General features: G+C 62.0%; 11 protein-coding genes (1 of these 11 only partly in view). 8 read left to right on the top strand and 3 right to left on the bottom strand.

The window, feature by feature from the left end; genetic code table 11:
* Positions 1-96 precede the first annotated feature (96 nt).
* Genes ACZRN6_RS19675 through ACZRN6_RS19665 form a run of 3 tightly spaced genes read left to right on the top strand, consistent with a single transcriptional unit; the run spans position 97 to position 4,645 of the window.
* Positions 97-1,269: an efflux RND transporter periplasmic adaptor subunit gene (locus tag ACZRN6_RS19675; RefSeq protein WP_322146220.1), complete on the top strand. Its 1,173-nt coding sequence runs from the start codon at positions 97-99 to the stop codon at positions 1,267-1,269.
* Positions 1,270-3,243 carry a MacB family efflux pump subunit gene (locus ACZRN6_RS19670; protein ID WP_464008593.1) on the top strand — a complete coding sequence of 658 codons (1,974 nt, stop codon included), beginning with the start codon at positions 1,270-1,272 and terminating at the stop codon, positions 3,241-3,243.
* A gap of 7 nt (positions 3,244-3,250) precedes the next feature.
* Positions 3,251-4,645 carry an efflux transporter outer membrane subunit gene (locus ACZRN6_RS19665; RefSeq protein WP_464008592.1) on the top strand — a complete coding sequence of 465 codons (1,395 nt, stop codon included), beginning with the start codon at positions 3,251-3,253 and terminating at the stop codon, positions 4,643-4,645.
* 49 nt (positions 4,646-4,694) lie between these two features.
* On the opposite strand, the gene pvdP is transcribed toward ACZRN6_RS19665, so the two are convergent.
* Complete coding sequence (pvdP, locus tag ACZRN6_RS19660; protein WP_464008591.1) at positions 4,695-6,314, bottom strand: pyoverdine maturation tyrosinase PvdP; 1,620 nt, start codon at positions 6,312-6,314, stop codon at positions 4,695-4,697.
* Positions 6,315-6,492: 178 nt separating this feature from the next.
* Between pvdP and pvdM the strand changes: the two genes are divergently transcribed.
* The 5 genes from pvdM (at position 6,493) to ACZRN6_RS19635 (ending at position 14,477) form a co-directional block, all read left to right on the top strand.
* A complete protein-coding gene (gene pvdM, locus ACZRN6_RS19655; RefSeq protein WP_464008590.1) occupies positions 6,493-7,863 on the top strand; it encodes a pyoverdine-tailoring dipeptidase-like protein PvdM in 1,371 nt (456 codons plus the stop codon).
* The gene (gene pvdN, locus ACZRN6_RS19650; RefSeq protein ID WP_464008589.1) at positions 7,860-9,149 is read left to right on the top strand and encodes a pyoverdine-tailoring periplasmic protein PvdN; all 1,290 of its coding nucleotides are present in this window, start codon (positions 7,860-7,862) and stop codon (positions 9,147-9,149) included. Before pvdM ends, pvdN begins: the two co-directional genes overlap by 4 nt.
* Before the next feature lie 39 nt (positions 9,150-9,188).
* A complete protein-coding gene (gene pvdO, locus ACZRN6_RS19645) occupies positions 9,189-10,088 on the top strand; it encodes a dihydropyoverdine dehydrogenase (RefSeq protein ID WP_464008588.1) in 900 nt (299 codons plus the stop codon).
* Positions 10,089-10,247: 159 nt separating this feature from the next.
* Entirely contained in the window at positions 10,248-11,897 is a 1,650-nt protein-coding gene (locus ACZRN6_RS19640) for a cyclic peptide export ABC transporter (protein ID WP_464008587.1), read from the top strand.
* Positions 11,898-12,014: 117 nt separating this feature from the next.
* The gene (locus tag ACZRN6_RS19635; protein ID WP_464008586.1) at positions 12,015-14,477 is read left to right on the top strand and encodes a TonB-dependent siderophore receptor; all 2,463 of its coding nucleotides are present in this window, start codon (positions 12,015-12,017) and stop codon (positions 14,475-14,477) included.
* Positions 14,478-14,534: 57 nt separating this feature from the next.
* On the opposite strand, the gene ACZRN6_RS19630 is transcribed toward ACZRN6_RS19635, so the two are convergent.
* Both ACZRN6_RS19630 and ACZRN6_RS19625 read right to left on the bottom strand, forming a co-directional pair.
* Positions 14,535-15,494 carry an alpha/beta hydrolase gene (locus ACZRN6_RS19630; protein WP_464008585.1) on the bottom strand — a complete coding sequence of 320 codons (960 nt, stop codon included), beginning with the start codon at positions 15,492-15,494 and terminating at the stop codon, positions 14,535-14,537.
* 52 nt (positions 15,495-15,546) lie between these two features.
* Positions 15,547-17,055, bottom strand: the 3' portion of a protein-coding gene (locus tag ACZRN6_RS19625; RefSeq protein ID WP_464008584.1) for a non-ribosomal peptide synthase/polyketide synthase. 13,503 nt of this gene lie beyond the right edge of the window; only the last 1,509 of its 15,012 coding nucleotides appear in the window; its start codon lies off the right edge, out of view; the stop codon is at positions 15,547-15,549.

The following is a 17,055-nucleotide window of genomic DNA, read 5'->3' as shown; positions in this document are numbered from 1 at the left end:
ACGGCATATGTAACGGCCTAAATCCCCGGACAATGTCCTCGTCTACCAGTCAGCTTCCCGCTCCTGCGGGCCGATCTTTCCTGGCTGGAACTCTGCATGAAACGTCCTCGACCTGCCCGACGCGCCCTGCTTGTGGTCGCGTGCCTGATCCCCGTCATCGCTTTAGCTGCCTGGCAGGTCTTGCCGCCGGGCCGGGACAAGCTGGCGACCGTCACTGTGACGCGTGGCGATATCGAAAGCAGCGTCACGGCCCTGGGTACCCTGCAACCCCGGCGCTACGTCGACGTGGGCGCCCAGGCGTCCGGACAGATCCAGAAGATTCACGTAGAGGCCGGTGCCCAGGTCAAGGAAGGCCAACTGTTGGTAGAGATCGACCCCTCGACGCAAAAAGCCAGGCTCGACGCGAGCCGCTTTGCCATCGAGAACCTGCAGGCCCAGTTGCAGGAGCAGCGCGCGCAGCACGAACTGGCTCGCCAGAAGTACCAGCGCCAGCAGCGCCTGGAGGCCGATAACGCCACCCGTGAAGAAGACGTGCAAACCGCCAAAGCCGAACTGAGCGCCACCCAGGCGCGGGTCGACATGTTCCTGGCGCAGATCCGCCAGGCCAAGGCCAGCCTGCGCAGTGACGAGGCAGAGTTGGGCTACACGCGCATTTATGCGCCGATGAGCGGCACCGTGGTCGCAGTGGACGCCCGGGAAGGCCAGACCCTTAACGCCCAGCAGCAAACGCCGCTGATCCTGCGGATCGCCAAGCTTTCGCCGATGACCGTATGGGCCGAAGTGTCGGAAGCCGATATCGGCCATGTCAAACCCGGCATGACCGCCTACTTCACCACCTTGAGCGGCGGTGGGCGGCGCTGGACCAGCACCGTACGGCAGATTTTGCCGATCCCGCCCAAGCCGCTCAACGAAACCAGCCAGGGCGGTGGCAGCCCTAGCAGCGCCAGCAAAAACGGTACCGGGCGAGTGGTGCTATACACGGTGCTGCTGGACGTCGACAACACCGATAACGCCTTGATGGCGGAAATGACCACCCAGGTATTCTTCGTCGCGGGCCAGGCCAGGGACACCCTGACCGCGCCGGTCGCCGCCCTGCAAGGACGCCTCGGCGCCGACCGACAGATTGCCCGCGTGGTGGCGAAAAACGGCAGCATTGAACAGCGCGAAATTCGCCTGGGCCTCAGCGACCGCCTGCGAGTCCAGGTGCTGGAAGGCCTGGACGAAGGCGATCACCTGCTGATCGGCCCGGCCGATGGCAGCGGGGGTTGAATGTCGACCCCACTGATCGAACTCAAGGGTATCCGCAAATCCTACGGCGGCGGCGACACGCCACAGGTTGATGTGCTGCGCGGCATCGACCTGGCGATCCATGCCGGAGAATTCGTGGCGATTGTCGGCGCCTCGGGCTCCGGCAAATCCACGCTGATGAACATCCTCGGCTGCCTCGACCGCCCCACCGAGGGCGACTACCTGTTCGCCGGGGAAAACGTCGCCCGACTGGGCAGCGATGAACTCGCCTGGCTGCGCCGCGAGGCGTTCGGTTTCGTGTTCCAGGGCTATCACCTGATCCCTTCCGGCTCGGCCCAGGAAAACGTCGAGATGCCGGCGATCTATGCCGGCATCAGCGCCGCCGAACGCCATGCCCGCGCCAAGGCCCTGCTGACGCGCCTGGGCCTGGCCGAGCGTACCGCCAACCGCCCGCACCAGCTTTCCGGCGGCCAGCAGCAGCGGGTCTCGATTGCCCGGGCGTTGATGAACGGCGGGCATATCATCCTCGCCGACGAACCTACCGGCGCCCTCGACAGCCACAGTGGCGCCGAGGTCATGACCCTGCTGGACGAACTGGCCAGCCAGGGCCATGTGGTGATCCTGATCACCCACGACCGCGAAGTGGCGGCGCGGGCCAACCGCATCATCGAGATACGCGACGGGCTGATTATCAGTGACAGCGCCCGTGACAAGCCCGATGCCGGGCCCGGCGCCAATCCCGGCGCCCTGCAAGCGGTGGATCTGCGCAATCGCCTGAGCGAAGGGGCCGAGGCCACCGGTGCCTGGAAAGGTGAACTGCTCGATGCCCTGCACGCCGCCTGGCGGGTGATGTGGATCAACCGTTTTCGTACCGCGCTGACGCTGCTCGGGATCATCATCGGTGTTGCGTCAGTGGTGGTGATGCTCGCGGTCGGCGAAGGCAGTAAACGTCAGGTCATGGCACAAATGGGCGCGTTCGGCTCCAATATCATTTACCTCAGCGGTTCGGCGCCCAACCCGCGCACGCCGGCGGGGATCGTCACCCTCGACGACGTCCACGCACTCGCCAGCCTGCCACAAGTACAGCGGATCATGCCGGTCAACGGCGCCGAGGCCGGCGTGCGTTTCGGCAATGCCGACCATTTGAGTTACGTCGGCGGTAACGACACCAACTTCCCGGCGATCTTCAATTGGCCAGTGGTCGAGGGCAGCTACTTCACCGAAGACGACGAGCGCAATGCAGCAGCGGTTGCGGTGATCGGCCACAAGGTACGCACCAAACTGCTCAAGGATGTCGCCCACCCCATCGGCCAGTACATCCTGATCGAGAATGTGCCATTTCAGGTGGTCGGTGTCCTCGCGGAAAAAGGCGCCAGCTCCGGAGATTCGGACAGCGACAACCGTATCGCCATACCGTACTCGGCCGCCAGCCTCCGACTGTTCGGCACACGCAATCCGGAGTACGTGGCCATCGCGGCAGCAGATGCGCGCAAGGTCAAGGATGCGGAGCACGCCATCGAGCAATTGATGCTGCGCCTGCACAACGATAAGCATGACTTTCAATTGACCAACAACGCCGCGATGATCCAGGCCGAGGCACGCACCCAGAACACCCTGTCGCTGATGCTCGGCTCGATTGCCGCGATCTCGCTGTTGGTAGGCGGCATCGGCGTGATGAACATCATGCTCATGACCGTGCGCGAGCGCACTCGCGAGATCGGCATTCGCATGGCCACTGGCGCTCGCCAGCGCGACATCCTGCGACAATTCCTGACCGAGGCCGTGATGTTGTCGGTGGTCGGCGGTATTGCCGGGATCGCCCTGGCGTTGATCGTCGGCGGCGTGCTGATTCTCAGCGAAGTCGCCGTGGCATTTTCCTTGATGGCGGTTCTCGGCGCCTTCAGCTGCGCGCTGGTGACCGGCGTTGTCTTCGGCTTCATGCCCGCCCGCAAAGCCGCCCGGCTCGACCCGGTCACGGCCCTTACCAGTGAATGACAGATCTATGAAACCGCGCCTCAGCCTGTTGACCGCGTGCCTGTTGCTCTGCGCCTGCGGCACGCCCGCCCAGCGCCCGGACAGCGGCGTGCAACCCCCGCCCACCTGGCAATCGCCGCACCAGGACGATCTCGCCCGCGACGATTTGCAATGGTGGACACGATTCTCCAGCCCGCAGCTCGATGAGCTGATCAAACAGGCACAAACCGGCAGCCATGACCTGGCCGCCGCGATCGCCCGGGTGCGCCAGGCCCAGGCCGACACGGTAATTGCCGGCGGGACATTGCTGCCCGAGATCAAATCCGGTCTCAATGCCAATCGCCAGAAACTGCTGCGCGGCAATGGCTACAGCCAGTTGGACGCCGACAGCAGCAACAAGGCGGTGGACTATTTCGACGCCAACCTCAGCGCGAGCTACGAGATCGACTTCTGGGGCGGCAATCGTGCGTCCCGCGATAGCGCGCAATTTTCCCTCCAGGCCAGTGAATTCGACCAGGCCACAGTGGAGCTGACCCTGCTCAGTGGTGTCGCCAACAGTTACGTGCAGGTTCTGTCCCTGCGCGAGCAGAGCCGGATCGCCGGGCTGAACCTGGCCAACGCCGAAAACGTTCTGCGATTGGTACAGACCCGCTTCAATGCCGGCTCTGCTACAGCCCTGGAACTGGCCCAACAGAAGAGCCTGGTGGCGGCGCAGCAACGCCAACTGCCGCTGGTCCAGCAACAGGCCCAGGACACCACGATCAGCCTCGCGGCGCTGCTCGGCCGGCCGGTACAGGACCTGCCCCGCAGCCTGGAAACCTTCGATCAACTGCAGTGGCCGCAGATTGCTGCCGGCCTGCCCAGCGATCTATTGACCCGCCGACCGGACATCGCCCGCGCCGAAGCGCAACTGGCCGCCGCCCAGGCCGATGTCACCGTCGCCCGTGCGGCCATGCTGCCCAAACTTACCCTGACCGCCAGCCTCGGCTCGGGCGCCAATCAGTTCGATGAACTGATCCGAAACCCCTTCTACAACCTCACCGCCGGGCTGGCCGCGCCGATCTTCAACAACGGTCGACTGGCTGCCGAACGCGACAAGGCCACAGCTCGCCAGGAAGAACTGCTGGAGACCTATCGCGGCGCGATCATCAATGGTTTCGCCGACGTCGAAAAAGCCCTGAACAGCATTCGCCGCCTCGATGAGCAACGCCAGTGGCAAACCGAAGAGCTCAATCAGGCACAGAGCGCGTTCAATATCGCCCAGAGCCGCTATCAGGCTGGCGCCGAGGATCTGCTGACGGTCCTGGAAACCCAGCGCACGCTGTATGCGGCGCAGAATCTGAATGTGCAACTGCGCCTGTCACGTTTGCAGGCGAGCATCGCGTTGTACAAGGCACTCGGTGGCGGGTGGCAGACGCTGTAAGCCGCTGGCTCATGCAAAAAAGCATCGCGGGCTTGCCCGCGATTGAACCTTAGGCCGGCTCGGTCCTGGCCTTCATGTGGCGCGCGTACCACGGTCGTTGCGGCACGCGCCGGAACAACCCGGCGAGTTTTTTCTCGTCGTCGATAAAGGTGACGCGCAGCGCCAGCTTCATGGTTTCCGGGTCCATTTCCACCGACTTGCCAACCTGTAGACCCTGCGTGGTGCTGCAACCGTGAGTGGTTGGCCCCAGCCACGGATCATCGACCTCGACCCAACGCCCCGGGGCAAACCACGAAACGCCGTTGACCGTCATCCGGCTGACTTCACCCGGATGAAAGCGCTCATGCGCGCGGAACCAGTCTTCGATCCGGTCATCAATCCAGCCATGGAAATGCCAGAACACCGGATTCACATGGGATGAAAACGGGTCACCGAGAAAGTCGTTTTCCGGCGCATACCAACGCGCCGCGAAATCCGCGGGGTCGCGAGCGAATGGTACCGGCTGGCCGTTGGATGGGTCACGTGGCACTGACGCCCAGCGCATGTGCAGCCAGTCGTGCAGACCCAGTTCCACCTCGGAGCCAAACTGCCCGAGGCTAAGCTTGGCCAGATACGCCGGATCGCGGTAGCGCGACTCCCATACCTGGAAATTGCTCTGATAAGTCTCGGCGGTTTTGATGTCGCTGACCCATTGACTGAACGCGTCATCACCCGCGGCCAGCCAGGTCGGCGGCAGTGAAGTGCCGTCGTGGTTGTCGAAATAACGGGCAAAGCCGACACGGTCGCGAATCAGCTCCGGCTGTGGCAGCGGGAAATATTCCCAGGACGGCAGATCCTGCATCGAGCGTGCGGTGCCGAGCATGTGCCGATGCATGAAGAAGAAGTCGATTCCCGAACCGTTGCGATCCTTGCGCGGCCCACGGGCATCACGCTCCTTGTCGCGCGGCCCGGGCTGCCAGCCGATGCCACGCAGGGCATCACGCTTGTCTTCGGCCAGCTTGTGCCATTTGTCCCGCGTGGCATGCCACACCTGGTGAAACAGACGGTGCTCGGGCGAAATCAGCCAGGCCAGCAGTGTCGGATTCAGTGGCGTGCGCTCACGCGCCTCGGGAAACAGAGGCTTGACCGCAATAAAACGGTTGTCCTGGACCGGCAAGGCCAGCGGACGATCAAGGCGTGAGGCGCGACCACTGAGGGTACCGCTGCCGGCATTGCCGAAGTCGGCCCAGACCTCATCCAGGATCATGTCCAGTTCATAGTCGATATGGCCATTGGCCCCAATCAGGCGCCAACTGAGTTTCGCCCCATCGCCGCCGGCCAGATCGCCCAAAATTCGGTAACGTGGCGTTTCGCCGGAACGCAGACGCTCGGGCGTATCGAGAAAACCGCACACCCCACGGCCTTTCTGACCAATGTCGAGCAACACCTGCAACCCATTCAGCGGCAAGCCCTCAAGGCCTGCATCACGGCCTTCGAAACGAATGTCCCAAACACCGCGCAAGGCATTCGCCAGGCGCTGCCCGGCCACGTCCGCGACGTCAAACGAGGCCTCGCCGGGAGTGATCGTCGGATCCGGCTTCGTCCATTCACGATGCCCAAAATAAGCCGCAGGCACGGCGGCGCCCGTCAGCGCCAGGCCTGCCATGAACCATCGTCGAGAAATCTTCATTGCCCTACCTGTGTCAGCCATGAAGCAGGCTTTATCCAAGCTAGAACGTTTGCTGGTTACACAAATTTATGCGGCATGGAAAAGATCGCCGCCTAAATTCCTCAGCCGATGACTCGTTCATCCCAGATAGCAAAGGCCCCGCGCCTGAACCTCGATGGCGAACCTGACCGAGATGGCAATGACAAAACCCCGTTCAAAAAAGGCTCTTTATATTGGCCTGCCGTTGGCCCTGGCAATCAGCGCCGCTGCCGGCTTCGCTGCCTGGGATATCTGGTTCAAGGATGATCTCGGCTACCCGGCCAAAGTGGTCGAGCAAGCCCGTGAACTGCACGAGCGCATGCTTTCTTTCGACAGCCACGTCAGCCTGATGCAGAACTTCGGCACTGACGGCAACGAAGCCGACAAGGACGGCACGGGCCAGTTCGACCTGGTCAAGGCCAACCGTGGCCGACTGTCCGGCGCGGCATTGACGATCTTCGGCTGGCCGGAATTGTGGAACGGTGCCAACGCACCGCACAAACCTACCGCCGGGTTCGTCGAAGAGGCCCGAAACCAGCAGGAGATCCGCTACAAAATCATCTCCGGCATGGTGCGCGACTTTCCCAACCAGGTCGCCATTGCCTACACCCCGGACGACTTCCGCCGCTTGCACGGCGAAGGCAAGTTCGCGATTTTCATCAGCATGCTCAACGCCTACCCATTGGGCCACGACCTGAATCAACTGGACCTGTGGACGGCGCGCGGCATGCGCATGTTCGGCTTCAGCTACATCGGCAACAACGACTGGGCCGATTCGTCGCGCCCATTACCCTTTTTCAATGACTCGCCGGACGCACTCGGCGGCCTCTCCGACCTGGGCAAGCAAGCCGTCAAACGCCTGAACGACCTGGGCGTGATCATCGATGTCTCGCAGATGTCGACCCAGGCACTGGAGCAAGTCGCGCAGTTGAGCCGCACGCCGATGGTCGCCTCGCACTCGGCGCCTCGCGCCATGGTGGATATCCCGCGCAACCTCACCGACAAGGAAATGCAACTGATCAAAAACAGCAGTGGCGTGGTGCAGGTGGTGGGGTTCTCCCAGTACCTGCGCCCGCTGACCCAGAAGACCCAGGACAGGCTCAACGACCTGCGCAAGGAATTCGGCCTGCCTCCACTGCCGAACCTCGCGATGGCACTGATGCCGGGCGACCCGATCATTGCTGCCTGGAGCGAAGAAAAATTCGGCCAATACGCCGGCCGACTCTACGGCATTCTTGAAGAAGAGCCGAAAGCCACCCTCAAGGACTATGGCGACGCCATCGACTACACCGTGCGCAAGATCGGCATCGACCATGTCGGCATCAGCTCGGACTTCAATGAGGGCGGCGGCGTCAAGGGTTGGGCAAACGTCGGCGACGTTCCCAACGTCACGGCTGAGTTGCTTGCACGCGGTTACTCCGAAGCAGACATTGCCAAACTGTGGGGCGGCAACTTCCTCAGGGTCTGGGATCAGGTACAGAACGCCGCGAAGCCTGCGCTGGTTTCGCAGCAGGGCGCTGGCAAACCATGAGCAACCGCAGAGCCTTTCTAAAGCAGGCCGGGATTCTCGCCGCCGGCCTGCCACTGACCGCCAGCTTGCCCGCCTTGGCACACGCGACGCCACAGGCGCCTGCGCCTCGGGACAAATGGGCGCAACTGCGCCTGTTGTTCAATCAGGATCCGGATTACCTGCACTTCTCCAACTTCTTGATCACCACGCATCCCAAACCGGTGCGTGAGGCCATCGAAAAGCACCGCGCCGCCCTCGATAAAAACCCGGGGCTGGCGATGGATTGGGACCTGGGCGTGATCGAAGAACGCGAAGAGCAGGTGCGGGCCTGGGCGGGGCGCTACCTGCAAGCCAATGCCAGGCAGATAGCGCTTACCGGCAGCACCACCGAAGGGCTGGCGATGATCTACGGCGGCGTACACGTGCGTCCCGATCAGGAAATTCTCACCACCGAGCACGAACACTACGCCACCCACACCATCCTCGCCCTGCGCACCGAACGCGATGGCACGCACGTGCGCAAAATCCGCCTGTTCAAAGACCCGCAAACCGCCACCAAAACCGAAATCCTTGAGGCCATCGACAGCAGCATTCGCCCCGAAACCCGTGTATTGGGCATGTGCTGGGTGCATTCGGGTAGCGGCGTGAAACTGCCAATCGCCGACATCGGTGCGCTGGTGGATAAGCACAACCGCGGCCGCAGCGATGCGGATCGCATCCTCTACGTGGTGGATGGCGTGCATGGCTTCGGCGTCGACGACCTGAGCTTCCCCGCGATGAACTGCGACTTCTTCATCGCCGGCACCCATAAATGGATGTTCGGCCCGCGTGGCACGGGCATCGTCTGCAGCCGATTTGAAGAGGTCAAATACGTGACTCCGATCATCCCGACCTTCTCCGAAGCCACGGCTTTCTCGACCACCATGACGCCCGGCGGCTACCACTCGTTCGAGCATCGCTGGGCGCTCGACGAGGCGTTCAAGCTGCACCTGGAACTGGGCAAGGCCGAGGTTCAGGCGCGCATTCATGCACTCAACAGCTATCTGAAAAAGCGCTTGCTGGAGCACCCGCAAATCGAGCTGGTTACCCCGTTGAGCCCAGAGCTTTCTGCCGGTTTTACCTTCTTCCGGATCAAGCACAAGGACAGTGACAAAGTCGCCGCCTACCTGATGCAAAACCGCGTGGTCGCCGACGCCGTCCATCGTGATGTGGGCCCGGTGATTCGCACGGCCCCCGGCCTGCTGAACAACGAGCAGGAAATCGACCGTTTCATGGCGCTGCTTGGCACGCAGCTTAGAGCTGCCTGACACCGCACATTCCTTTTCAACCTGTTATCGAGAGAAATGATGAACAGTGAGCTGCGTAGCTTTTCCTTGAAGTCACTGGCCCTCGCCGGCCTGCTCGCCAGCCTGCTGCCGGGGCTTGCGCAGGCAGCCGAAACCAGCAAGCCGGGCAAGGTGTTCAAAGACTGCAAGGATTGCCCGGAAATGGTCGTGCTGCCCACCGGCACCTTCACCATGGGCACGCCGGAAAACGAAGTCGGCCGTGAACCCGATGAAGGCCCATTGCACCCGGTGACCTTCGCCAAACCGCTGGCCATCAGCCGCTTCCAGGTGCTCAAGCGTGAATGGTTTGCCTACCTCAGAGACACCGGCTACCGGATGCCCGACGGCGATACCCGCCCGGGCCGTGCGTGCAAGGCCGGCATCCCTGATTACCAGGGCAGCGACCCGAGCAAGCAATACACCGACAAACATCCGGCGGTGTGCATGGACTTCCCCGAGGCCGAGGCTTACGTGGCATGGCTGTCGAAAAAGACCGGCAAGCATTATCGACTGGTCAGCGAGTCCCTGCGCGAATACGCCGCCCGGGCTGGCAGCACCGGTTCATTCCCCTTCCCGTTCGATGAGGGCAAGGAATACAGCATCGCCCAACATGCGAACACCTATGGCGCTGCCGACGGCTACAACTTCACCTCGCCGGCTGGCAGCTTCCCGGCCAATGCCTTCGGCGTCTATGACATGCACGGCAACGTTTATGAGTGGACCGCCGATTGCTACAACGACAGCTATGTCGGCGCGCCAAGCGATGGCAGCGCCCGGCTGACCGGCAAGTGCGAAGTTCGCCAGATCCGCGGCAATGACTGGGGTGAAGCACCGGTGTTCTCGCGCTCGGGCAACCGCAACGCAACGTATACCGACACCCGCGGCGACTGGCTTGGCTTGCGTGTCGCCCGGGATCTGTAGCACCGCCGCCCGACTAAATTAACCACCTCTCCAGTCGTTTTACAGATGAGCGCGATCCGGCCATGCAACGCATGCCGGCGCGCTTGCGCCCTCCACGTCACCCAGGCCAAGCCCGCGACCGACCCCGGCCTTCGCCGCTCTTTCAAGCAGGGAACCTCCATGAGCAAACCAACACGCGGGGTGATCAATGAATTGTTTGCCCTGCTCAAACCCTTTCGGCTGATCGTTACCGGCTCGATCCTGCTCGGCATGGTCGGCGGCCTGAGCGTCACGGCGTTGCTGGCGACCATCAATAACGTGCTGCACTCCGAGGGCAACCTGAGCAACACCATGGTCGCGGTGTTCGCCGGCCTGTGCCTGCTGGCGCTGACCAGTTCGATCTTCTCCGACATCGGCACCAACTATGTCGGCCAACACATCATCGCCAAACTGCGTAAAGAGTTGGGCGAAAAAGTGCTGTCGGCCCCCATCGCTCAAATCGAACGCTATCGCAGCCATCGCTTGATCCCGGTGCTGACCCACGACGTCGACACTATCAGCGATTTCGCCTTCGCCTTCGCACCGCTGGCTATTTCCATGACCGTTACCCTCGGTTGCATGGGCTACCTGGCAATGCTCTCCTGGCCCATGTTCCTGATGATGGTCGTGGCGATCATGATCGGCACTGTCATTCAATACATTGCCCGCGGACGTGGCATGCAAGGTTTCATGCGCGCCCGCGAACATGAAGACGAGTTGCAAAAGCACTACCATGCGGTCGCCGAAGGCGCGAAAGAGCTGCGCATCCACCGCCCGCGCCGGCACCGCATGTTCGTCTCGGGCATAGAAGCCACCGCAGACAAAATCTGCGAAACCCAGGTGCGCTCGGTCAATATCTTCGTCGTGGCCAAAACCCTGGGCTCAATGCTGTTTTTTGTGGTGATCGGTCTGGCCCTTTGCCTGCAATCGCTGTGGCCGAGTGCCGATAAAGCGGTGATGAGCGGTTTCGTGCTGGTGCTCCTGTACATGAAAGGCCCGCTGGAACACATCATCGGCACGCTGCCGATTGTCAGCCGCGCACAAATCGCGTTCCGCCGTATTGCCGATTTGTCCGAGCAGTTCTCGTCGCCAGAACCGCATCTGCTGCTCAACGACCAGGGCCATCAGAAGACACCGGTACATAGCCTGGAACTGACCGATGTGTCGTACACCTTCCCGGCTGTCGAGGGCGCCACGCCGTTCCGTCTCGGGCCGGTGAACCTGAAGATCGAGCAAGGCGACATTATTTTCATCGTCGGCGAAAACGGATGCGGCAAGACCACCCTGATCAAGTTGCTGCTTGGCTTGTATGCGCCGCAGCAGGGTGAGATCCGCCTCAATGACCAGGTGGTCACCGCGCTCACCCGCGACGACTACCGTCAGTTGTTCACCACCATCTTTGCCGACTACTACCTGTTCGATGACGTGGTGCAAGGCGACACGCATATTCCGGATGACGCCAACAACTACCTGCAACGCCTGGAGATTGCCCACAAAGTCAGCGTGCGCGATGGCTCCTTTACCACCACCGACTTGTCCACCGGCCAGCGCAAGCGCCTGGCACTGGTCAATGCCTGGCTGGAAGAGCGCCCGGTGCTGGTGTTCGACGAATGGGCGGCCGATCAGGACCCGACCTTCCGCCGGATTTTCTACACCGAACTGCTACCGGACCTGAAGCGCCTGGGCAAAACCATCATCGTCATTTCCCACGACGATCGTTACTTCGATGTGGCGGACCAGCTGGTGCGCATGAACGCCGGAAAAGTGGTCAGCGAGCTGCAACCTGCCTGATTGTGAAAAAACTGTAAAAAAAAAGCGTTGAGCCTTTCTGGTTTTCAGAAGGCTCAACGTCTTACTTATAGTTAATAGAAATAGTTCTCAGTCAACACTTTGAAGAGTAGAAGAACAATGCCCGCACCGCACGGACTCAACCCGCTCGCCAAGGCTCTGCTGATCCGCCGTTCCTTCCGTTCAACCCTGCCGGCCGTCTGTGCCATGGCCATGACGTTGACGATGATCGGCCATGCACAAGCCGCCACAGTCTCGATCAATATTCCTGCTCAGTCGCTGGGGAGCGCGTTGCAGGAATTCGGTCGCCAAACCAATCTGCAAGTGCTCTACAGCCCGGATGAAGTCAGCGGCCTGCGCAGCGCCGCAGTCAGCGGCAACCTGGAACCCACCGAGGCCATCGCCCAGTTGCTTCAAGGCACCGACATTGCCTACAACGTCCAGGGCAACAATATCGCATTACGTTCGCGCAGCAGCGGCGACGGCAGCCTGAACCTGGCACCCACCAACATTTCCGCCGCCGAGGAATCGGCCTGGGGCAAGGTTGACGGGATCGTCGCCAAACGCAGCGCCAGCGGCTCCAAGACCGATACCGCGCTGAAGGAAATCCCGCAGACCATCAACGTCGTCACCCAAGGCGAAATCAAGATGCGTGGCTCGCAATCGGTCACCGAAGCCCTGCGCTACACACCCGGCATTACCGGTGGCGGCTTTGCCGAACGGGTGAAGATTTTCGACGAACCGACCTCGCGTGGTTTCACCCCTACCCCACTGTACCTAGACGGCCTGCACTTGCCCTACGGCGGCGGCAGCACCGGCGGCTCGCTGCAGATCGACCCGTACACCCTGGAGCGCGTTGAAGTGCTCAAAGGCCCGGCGTCGGTGCTCTACGGCCAGAACCAGCCGGGCGGCATCGTCAATATGGTCAGCAAGCGCCCGACCGCTACCCCGGTGCACGAAGTGGTGCTCGGGGGCGGCAGCTATGACCGCAAATACGGCGCCTTCGACCTCGGTGGCCCGATTGATGACCAGGGCGAATTTCTGTATCGCCTGACCGGTGTGGTCAACGACAGCAGCTCGGCCATCGACTATGCCAGCCAGAACCGCATGATGCTCGCGCCGAGCCTGACCTGGCTGCCGAACGACCGCACCACCATCACGGTGTTCGGCCAGTACCAGAAAGACCACGACGTACCGGAAGCCCAGGGCCTGCCGGCCTACGGCACGGTCAAGAGCACCCCGAACGGGCGCATCAGTCGCAGCCTGTTCCTCGGCGAGCCGGACGTGAACAAGTACCACCGCGAGCAGTTCGTGGTGGGTTACGAAATCGCCCACGAACTCAACGACGTCTGGACCCTGAAACAGAACGCGCGCTACGCCGACGTCAACGACCAGTACGTCGCGCCGCTGCACGGTTACGCGTTCCAGACCAACCCGGTCACCGGTCTCAACGACAAAAGCTACCAGACCCGCTATGGCGTGGACTGGTCGCAGCACAACAAGGTCTACGGCATCGATAACATCGCCCAGGCCAAGTTCAAGACTGCCGATATCGATCACACCGTGTTGCTGGGCGTGGACTACTACCACTTCAACTCGAAGTTCCTCGGCCTCTATGACAACCCCGGCCCGGGCATCGACCTGTACAACCCGGTGTATGGCAGCAAATTCAACTTCCGCGCGCCATACAAGTGGGACAACACCATCAAGCAGACCGGCCTGTATGCCCAGGACCAACTGCGCTGGAACCAGTGGTTCCTGACCCTCGGCGGTCGTTATGACTTTGCCGAGACCGACAACAAGCAACCGTTGAGCGGCGGCCACTCCAACCAGAAGGACGAGAAGTTCACTGGCCGGGCCGGCCTGGGCTACGAGTTCGACAACGGCATGACGCCCTATGTCAGCTACGCCGAATCGTTCCTGCCGCAAACCGGTAGCGATGTCAGCGGCGGCGCGTTCAAACCGACCACCGGCAAGCAGTACGAAGTCGGCATCAAGTACGAGCCGAAGGCCATCGACGGCTTCATCACGTTGTCGGCCTACCAGATCGACCAGGACAACATGCTCACCACCGACCTCGCCAACCCGGGTTTCAGCATCCAGAGCGGCACCGTGCGCTCCCGCGGTGTGGAACTGGAAGGCAAGGTCAACGTCACGCAGAACCTGCGCGTTCTGGCCGCCGTGTCGCGTAACCAGATCAAGTGGGAGAGCAGCAACGATGGTCGCCAGGGACGCACCCTGGCCATGGCGCCGCCGTTGACCGCTTCGGCGTGGATCAACTACGACTTCGACATCTCCACCGCCCTCGCCGGTTTCGGCGTAGGCCTGGGCGCCCGCTACGTGCGCAGCAGCTATGGCTCGGACTACGTGGAAGACTCCTTCCAGATCCCGTCCTACACCGTGTATGACGCCATGGTCTCCTACGACCTGGAAAAATCGCCGTTGCACGTCAAAGGCGTGAAGCTCAAAGCCAACCTGCAGAACCTCACCGACGAGAAATACGTGTCGGGCTGCAACAGTACGCTGGACTGCTACTACGGCGAAGGCCGTACCATGACCGCCGACGTGACCTACAACTGGTAACACGTTCAGCGCTCAAACAAACGCCGGCATTTGCCGGCGTTTTTTTTACTCCATCAATTACCCCCGCGCAAACGCCTGCGCCAGCCGCTCGGCAATATGCTGCTGCGCCTCTTCGGCCTCATCGATGATCGCGCCCATGCGCAGGAAGTCATGGGTCATGCCTTCATATACCTTCAACTCCACCGATACGCCCGACGCTTGTAGATGACGCGCATACGCCACACCCTCGTCATGCAGCGGATCGCACTCGGCCAGCACCAGCAACACCGGCGCCACGTTCGGCGCAACATCGGCCAGCAACGGTGAAAAGCGCGGGTCGAGGCGGTCGTTGAGGTCACGCTGATAGTGCTCATAGAACCAGCTCAGGGAATCCTTCTCCAGCAAATACCCCTCACCGAAACGCTCAATCGACGGCGTACGGCGGCTGGCGTCGGTGACCGGGTAGATCAATACCTGCAAACGCGGCTGCACTGCAGCGTTTGCCAGTTGCGCGGCGAGCACCGTGGCCAGGCTGCCGCCGACGCTGTCACCGGCAATCGCCAGTCGCGTGGCGTCGATACCCAGGCGTTGCGCGTTGGCAACCAGCCAGTCCCAGGCGTCCTGCGCATCCTCGGCGGCAGTCGGAAAGCGAAACTCCGGTGCCAGGCGATAGGCCACCGACACCACCACGCAATCGGCCATCGAGGCCAGCGCGCGGCACAGCGAGTCATGGGAATCAAGGCTGCCGACCACATAACCGCCGCCGTGAAAGTACAGCAGGGCCGGACGTCCGGCGCCTGCCTGCACCGCGTGATTGCTATAGACCCTCGCGTTCAGGCGCGTGCCATCGCGCACGGGCAATTGCAGTTCATCCACCACTTCCAAGGCTTCACCGCCAGCGTCCATCAACAAGGACGACTGATCGAATTGTTCGCGGGCCTGCTGCGGGCTCAACTCATGCATGCCGACGCGTTTGCCGCTGGCGCGACCGTTGCCCACCAGTTGCAGAAATGCGGCGATATCAGGGTTCAACGACATTCAAATCTCCAGGCCGCCGGGGCGTCTTGCAACGCCCTGACGGTGTTCAGGTTCAGGACATGGCTACTGGTTCAACGATCTCGCCGAGCATTTCTTCAGCCTGCGACAGGAAAGTTTCATCCCGCGGGATCTGGAAGTGCCCGCAATCAAGCCATTCGCCGCCCATGCCTGGCTGTTCGAGTTGCGCGGCCAGTTCGCCCGCCTCCTCTTCCCGGCCCAATGTCCACCAGCAAACCGGGTGGACCCGCAACGGCCCACAACGCTTGAGCTTGAGCGACAGCTGCTTGAGTCGCCGGGCCACACTGAACACATGGGCCAGCTCATCAGCGCCCAATGCGACATAGGTTGAAGTCCCACGCTCGACACTCATGGCGGCGTTGAACACCACCCGCAGGTTAGGCGGTGTTTCCTCGCCGTCGATATTCAAACCGGGCGCGGCATCCGGCAACGTGACTCGCAGGAAATCCCGCAGATCGGCTTGCCAGTCATCCGCAGCCCCGGCGTCGACCTTGGCCGACGGCACGAAGCTGTCCACCAGGCCGACAAACTTCACCTGTTGCCCGGCCTGCTCCAACTGCTCGGCCATCAGCATCGCCAGCGTACCGCCGAGCGACCAGCCCAGCAGGTGATACGGACCCTGCGGTTGTTTCTCGCGAATCTGCGCCACGTAATCGCTTGCCATGCCGGGCAACGACTCATCGTTGAAGGCCGGGTCCAGCAACATCCGCGACTGAATCGCCAATACCTGGCGTTGACCGCTCAAACGCCGGGCCAGTGGCTCGTAGTCAAATACGGTGCCGAACCCTGCATGAATGCAGAACAGCGGCGCTACGCCTTTGACCTCGGCGTTCATCGCCAACACCCCGCAGGCTTTTACCGTCACGCCCTGAACGCTGGCCACCAGTTCGGCGATGCTCGGTTTCTGCATCAGGTCGCGCAGTTTCAGGCCCAGCCCCTGGGCTTTGAGCACGCGGCTGCGGGCCACCACTTGCAGGCTGAGGATCGAGTCGCCACCCAGTTCGAAGAAGTTATCGGTGAGGCCCACTCGCTCGACTTTCAGTACGTCCTGCCAAATCTTCGCCAGGGCTTTTTCCAGCTCGGTAGCCGGTGCCACGTACGCCTGGCGCTGTTCGGCGTCAGGGTTTGGCAGGGCCTTGCGGTCGAGCTTGCCGTTCGGGGTCAGCGGCATGCATTCGAGCAGCATCAGGTGCGCCGGCACCATGTAATCCGGCAGGCTGGCCTTGAGCTGTTCGCGCAAGCGCTCACACAAACCGTCCACAGCCCCGTCGGCATTGGCCAGCACATAGCCGACCAACTGCTTGCCGCTGGCACCTTCACGCGCCACTACTGCTACGTCACGCACACCCGGCTGCTGCTTGAGACGTGCCTCGATTTCACCCAGTTCGATACGGAAACCGCGAATCTTCACTTGATGGTCGATCCGCCCGAGGTAGTCGACGGTGCCGTCTTCGCGCTGGCGAACCAGATCGCCCGTGCGATACAGACGACTGCCGTCGGCACTGAACGGGTTCGCCACGAAGCGTTCGGCGGTGCCGCCGGC

This window comes from Pseudomonas sp. A125 (genome assembly GCF_055409485.1).
Note: the sequence above shows the minus strand (reverse complement) of the source record. Positions and strands in the feature narration are given on the sequence as shown.

Excerpts from the sequence above, each read along its gene's own strand:
- ACZRN6_RS19675 (WP_322146220.1), top strand. The coding sequence starts at position 97 with ATGAAACGTCCTCGACCTGCCCGACGCGCCCTGCTTGTGGTCGCGTGC.
- ACZRN6_RS19670 (WP_464008593.1), top strand. The coding sequence starts at position 1,270 with ATGTCGACCCCACTGATCGAACTCAAGGGTATCCGCAAATCCTACGGC.
- ACZRN6_RS19665 (WP_464008592.1), top strand. The coding sequence starts at position 3,251 with ATGAAACCGCGCCTCAGCCTGTTGACCGCGTGCCTGTTGCTCTGCGCC.
- pvdP (WP_464008591.1), bottom strand. The coding sequence starts at position 6,314 with ATGAAGATTTCTCGACGATGGTTCATGGCAGGCCTGGCGCTGACGGGC.
- pvdM (WP_464008590.1), top strand. The coding sequence starts at position 6,493 with ATGACAAAACCCCGTTCAAAAAAGGCTCTTTATATTGGCCTGCCGTTG.
- pvdN (WP_464008589.1), top strand. The coding sequence starts at position 7,860 with ATGAGCAACCGCAGAGCCTTTCTAAAGCAGGCCGGGATTCTCGCCGCC.
- pvdO (WP_464008588.1), top strand. The coding sequence starts at position 9,189 with ATGAACAGTGAGCTGCGTAGCTTTTCCTTGAAGTCACTGGCCCTCGCC.
- ACZRN6_RS19640 (WP_464008587.1), top strand. The coding sequence starts at position 10,248 with ATGAGCAAACCAACACGCGGGGTGATCAATGAATTGTTTGCCCTGCTC.
- ACZRN6_RS19635 (WP_464008586.1), top strand. The coding sequence starts at position 12,015 with ATGCCCGCACCGCACGGACTCAACCCGCTCGCCAAGGCTCTGCTGATC.
- ACZRN6_RS19630 (WP_464008585.1), bottom strand. The coding sequence starts at position 15,494 with ATGTCGTTGAACCCTGATATCGCCGCATTTCTGCAACTGGTGGGCAAC.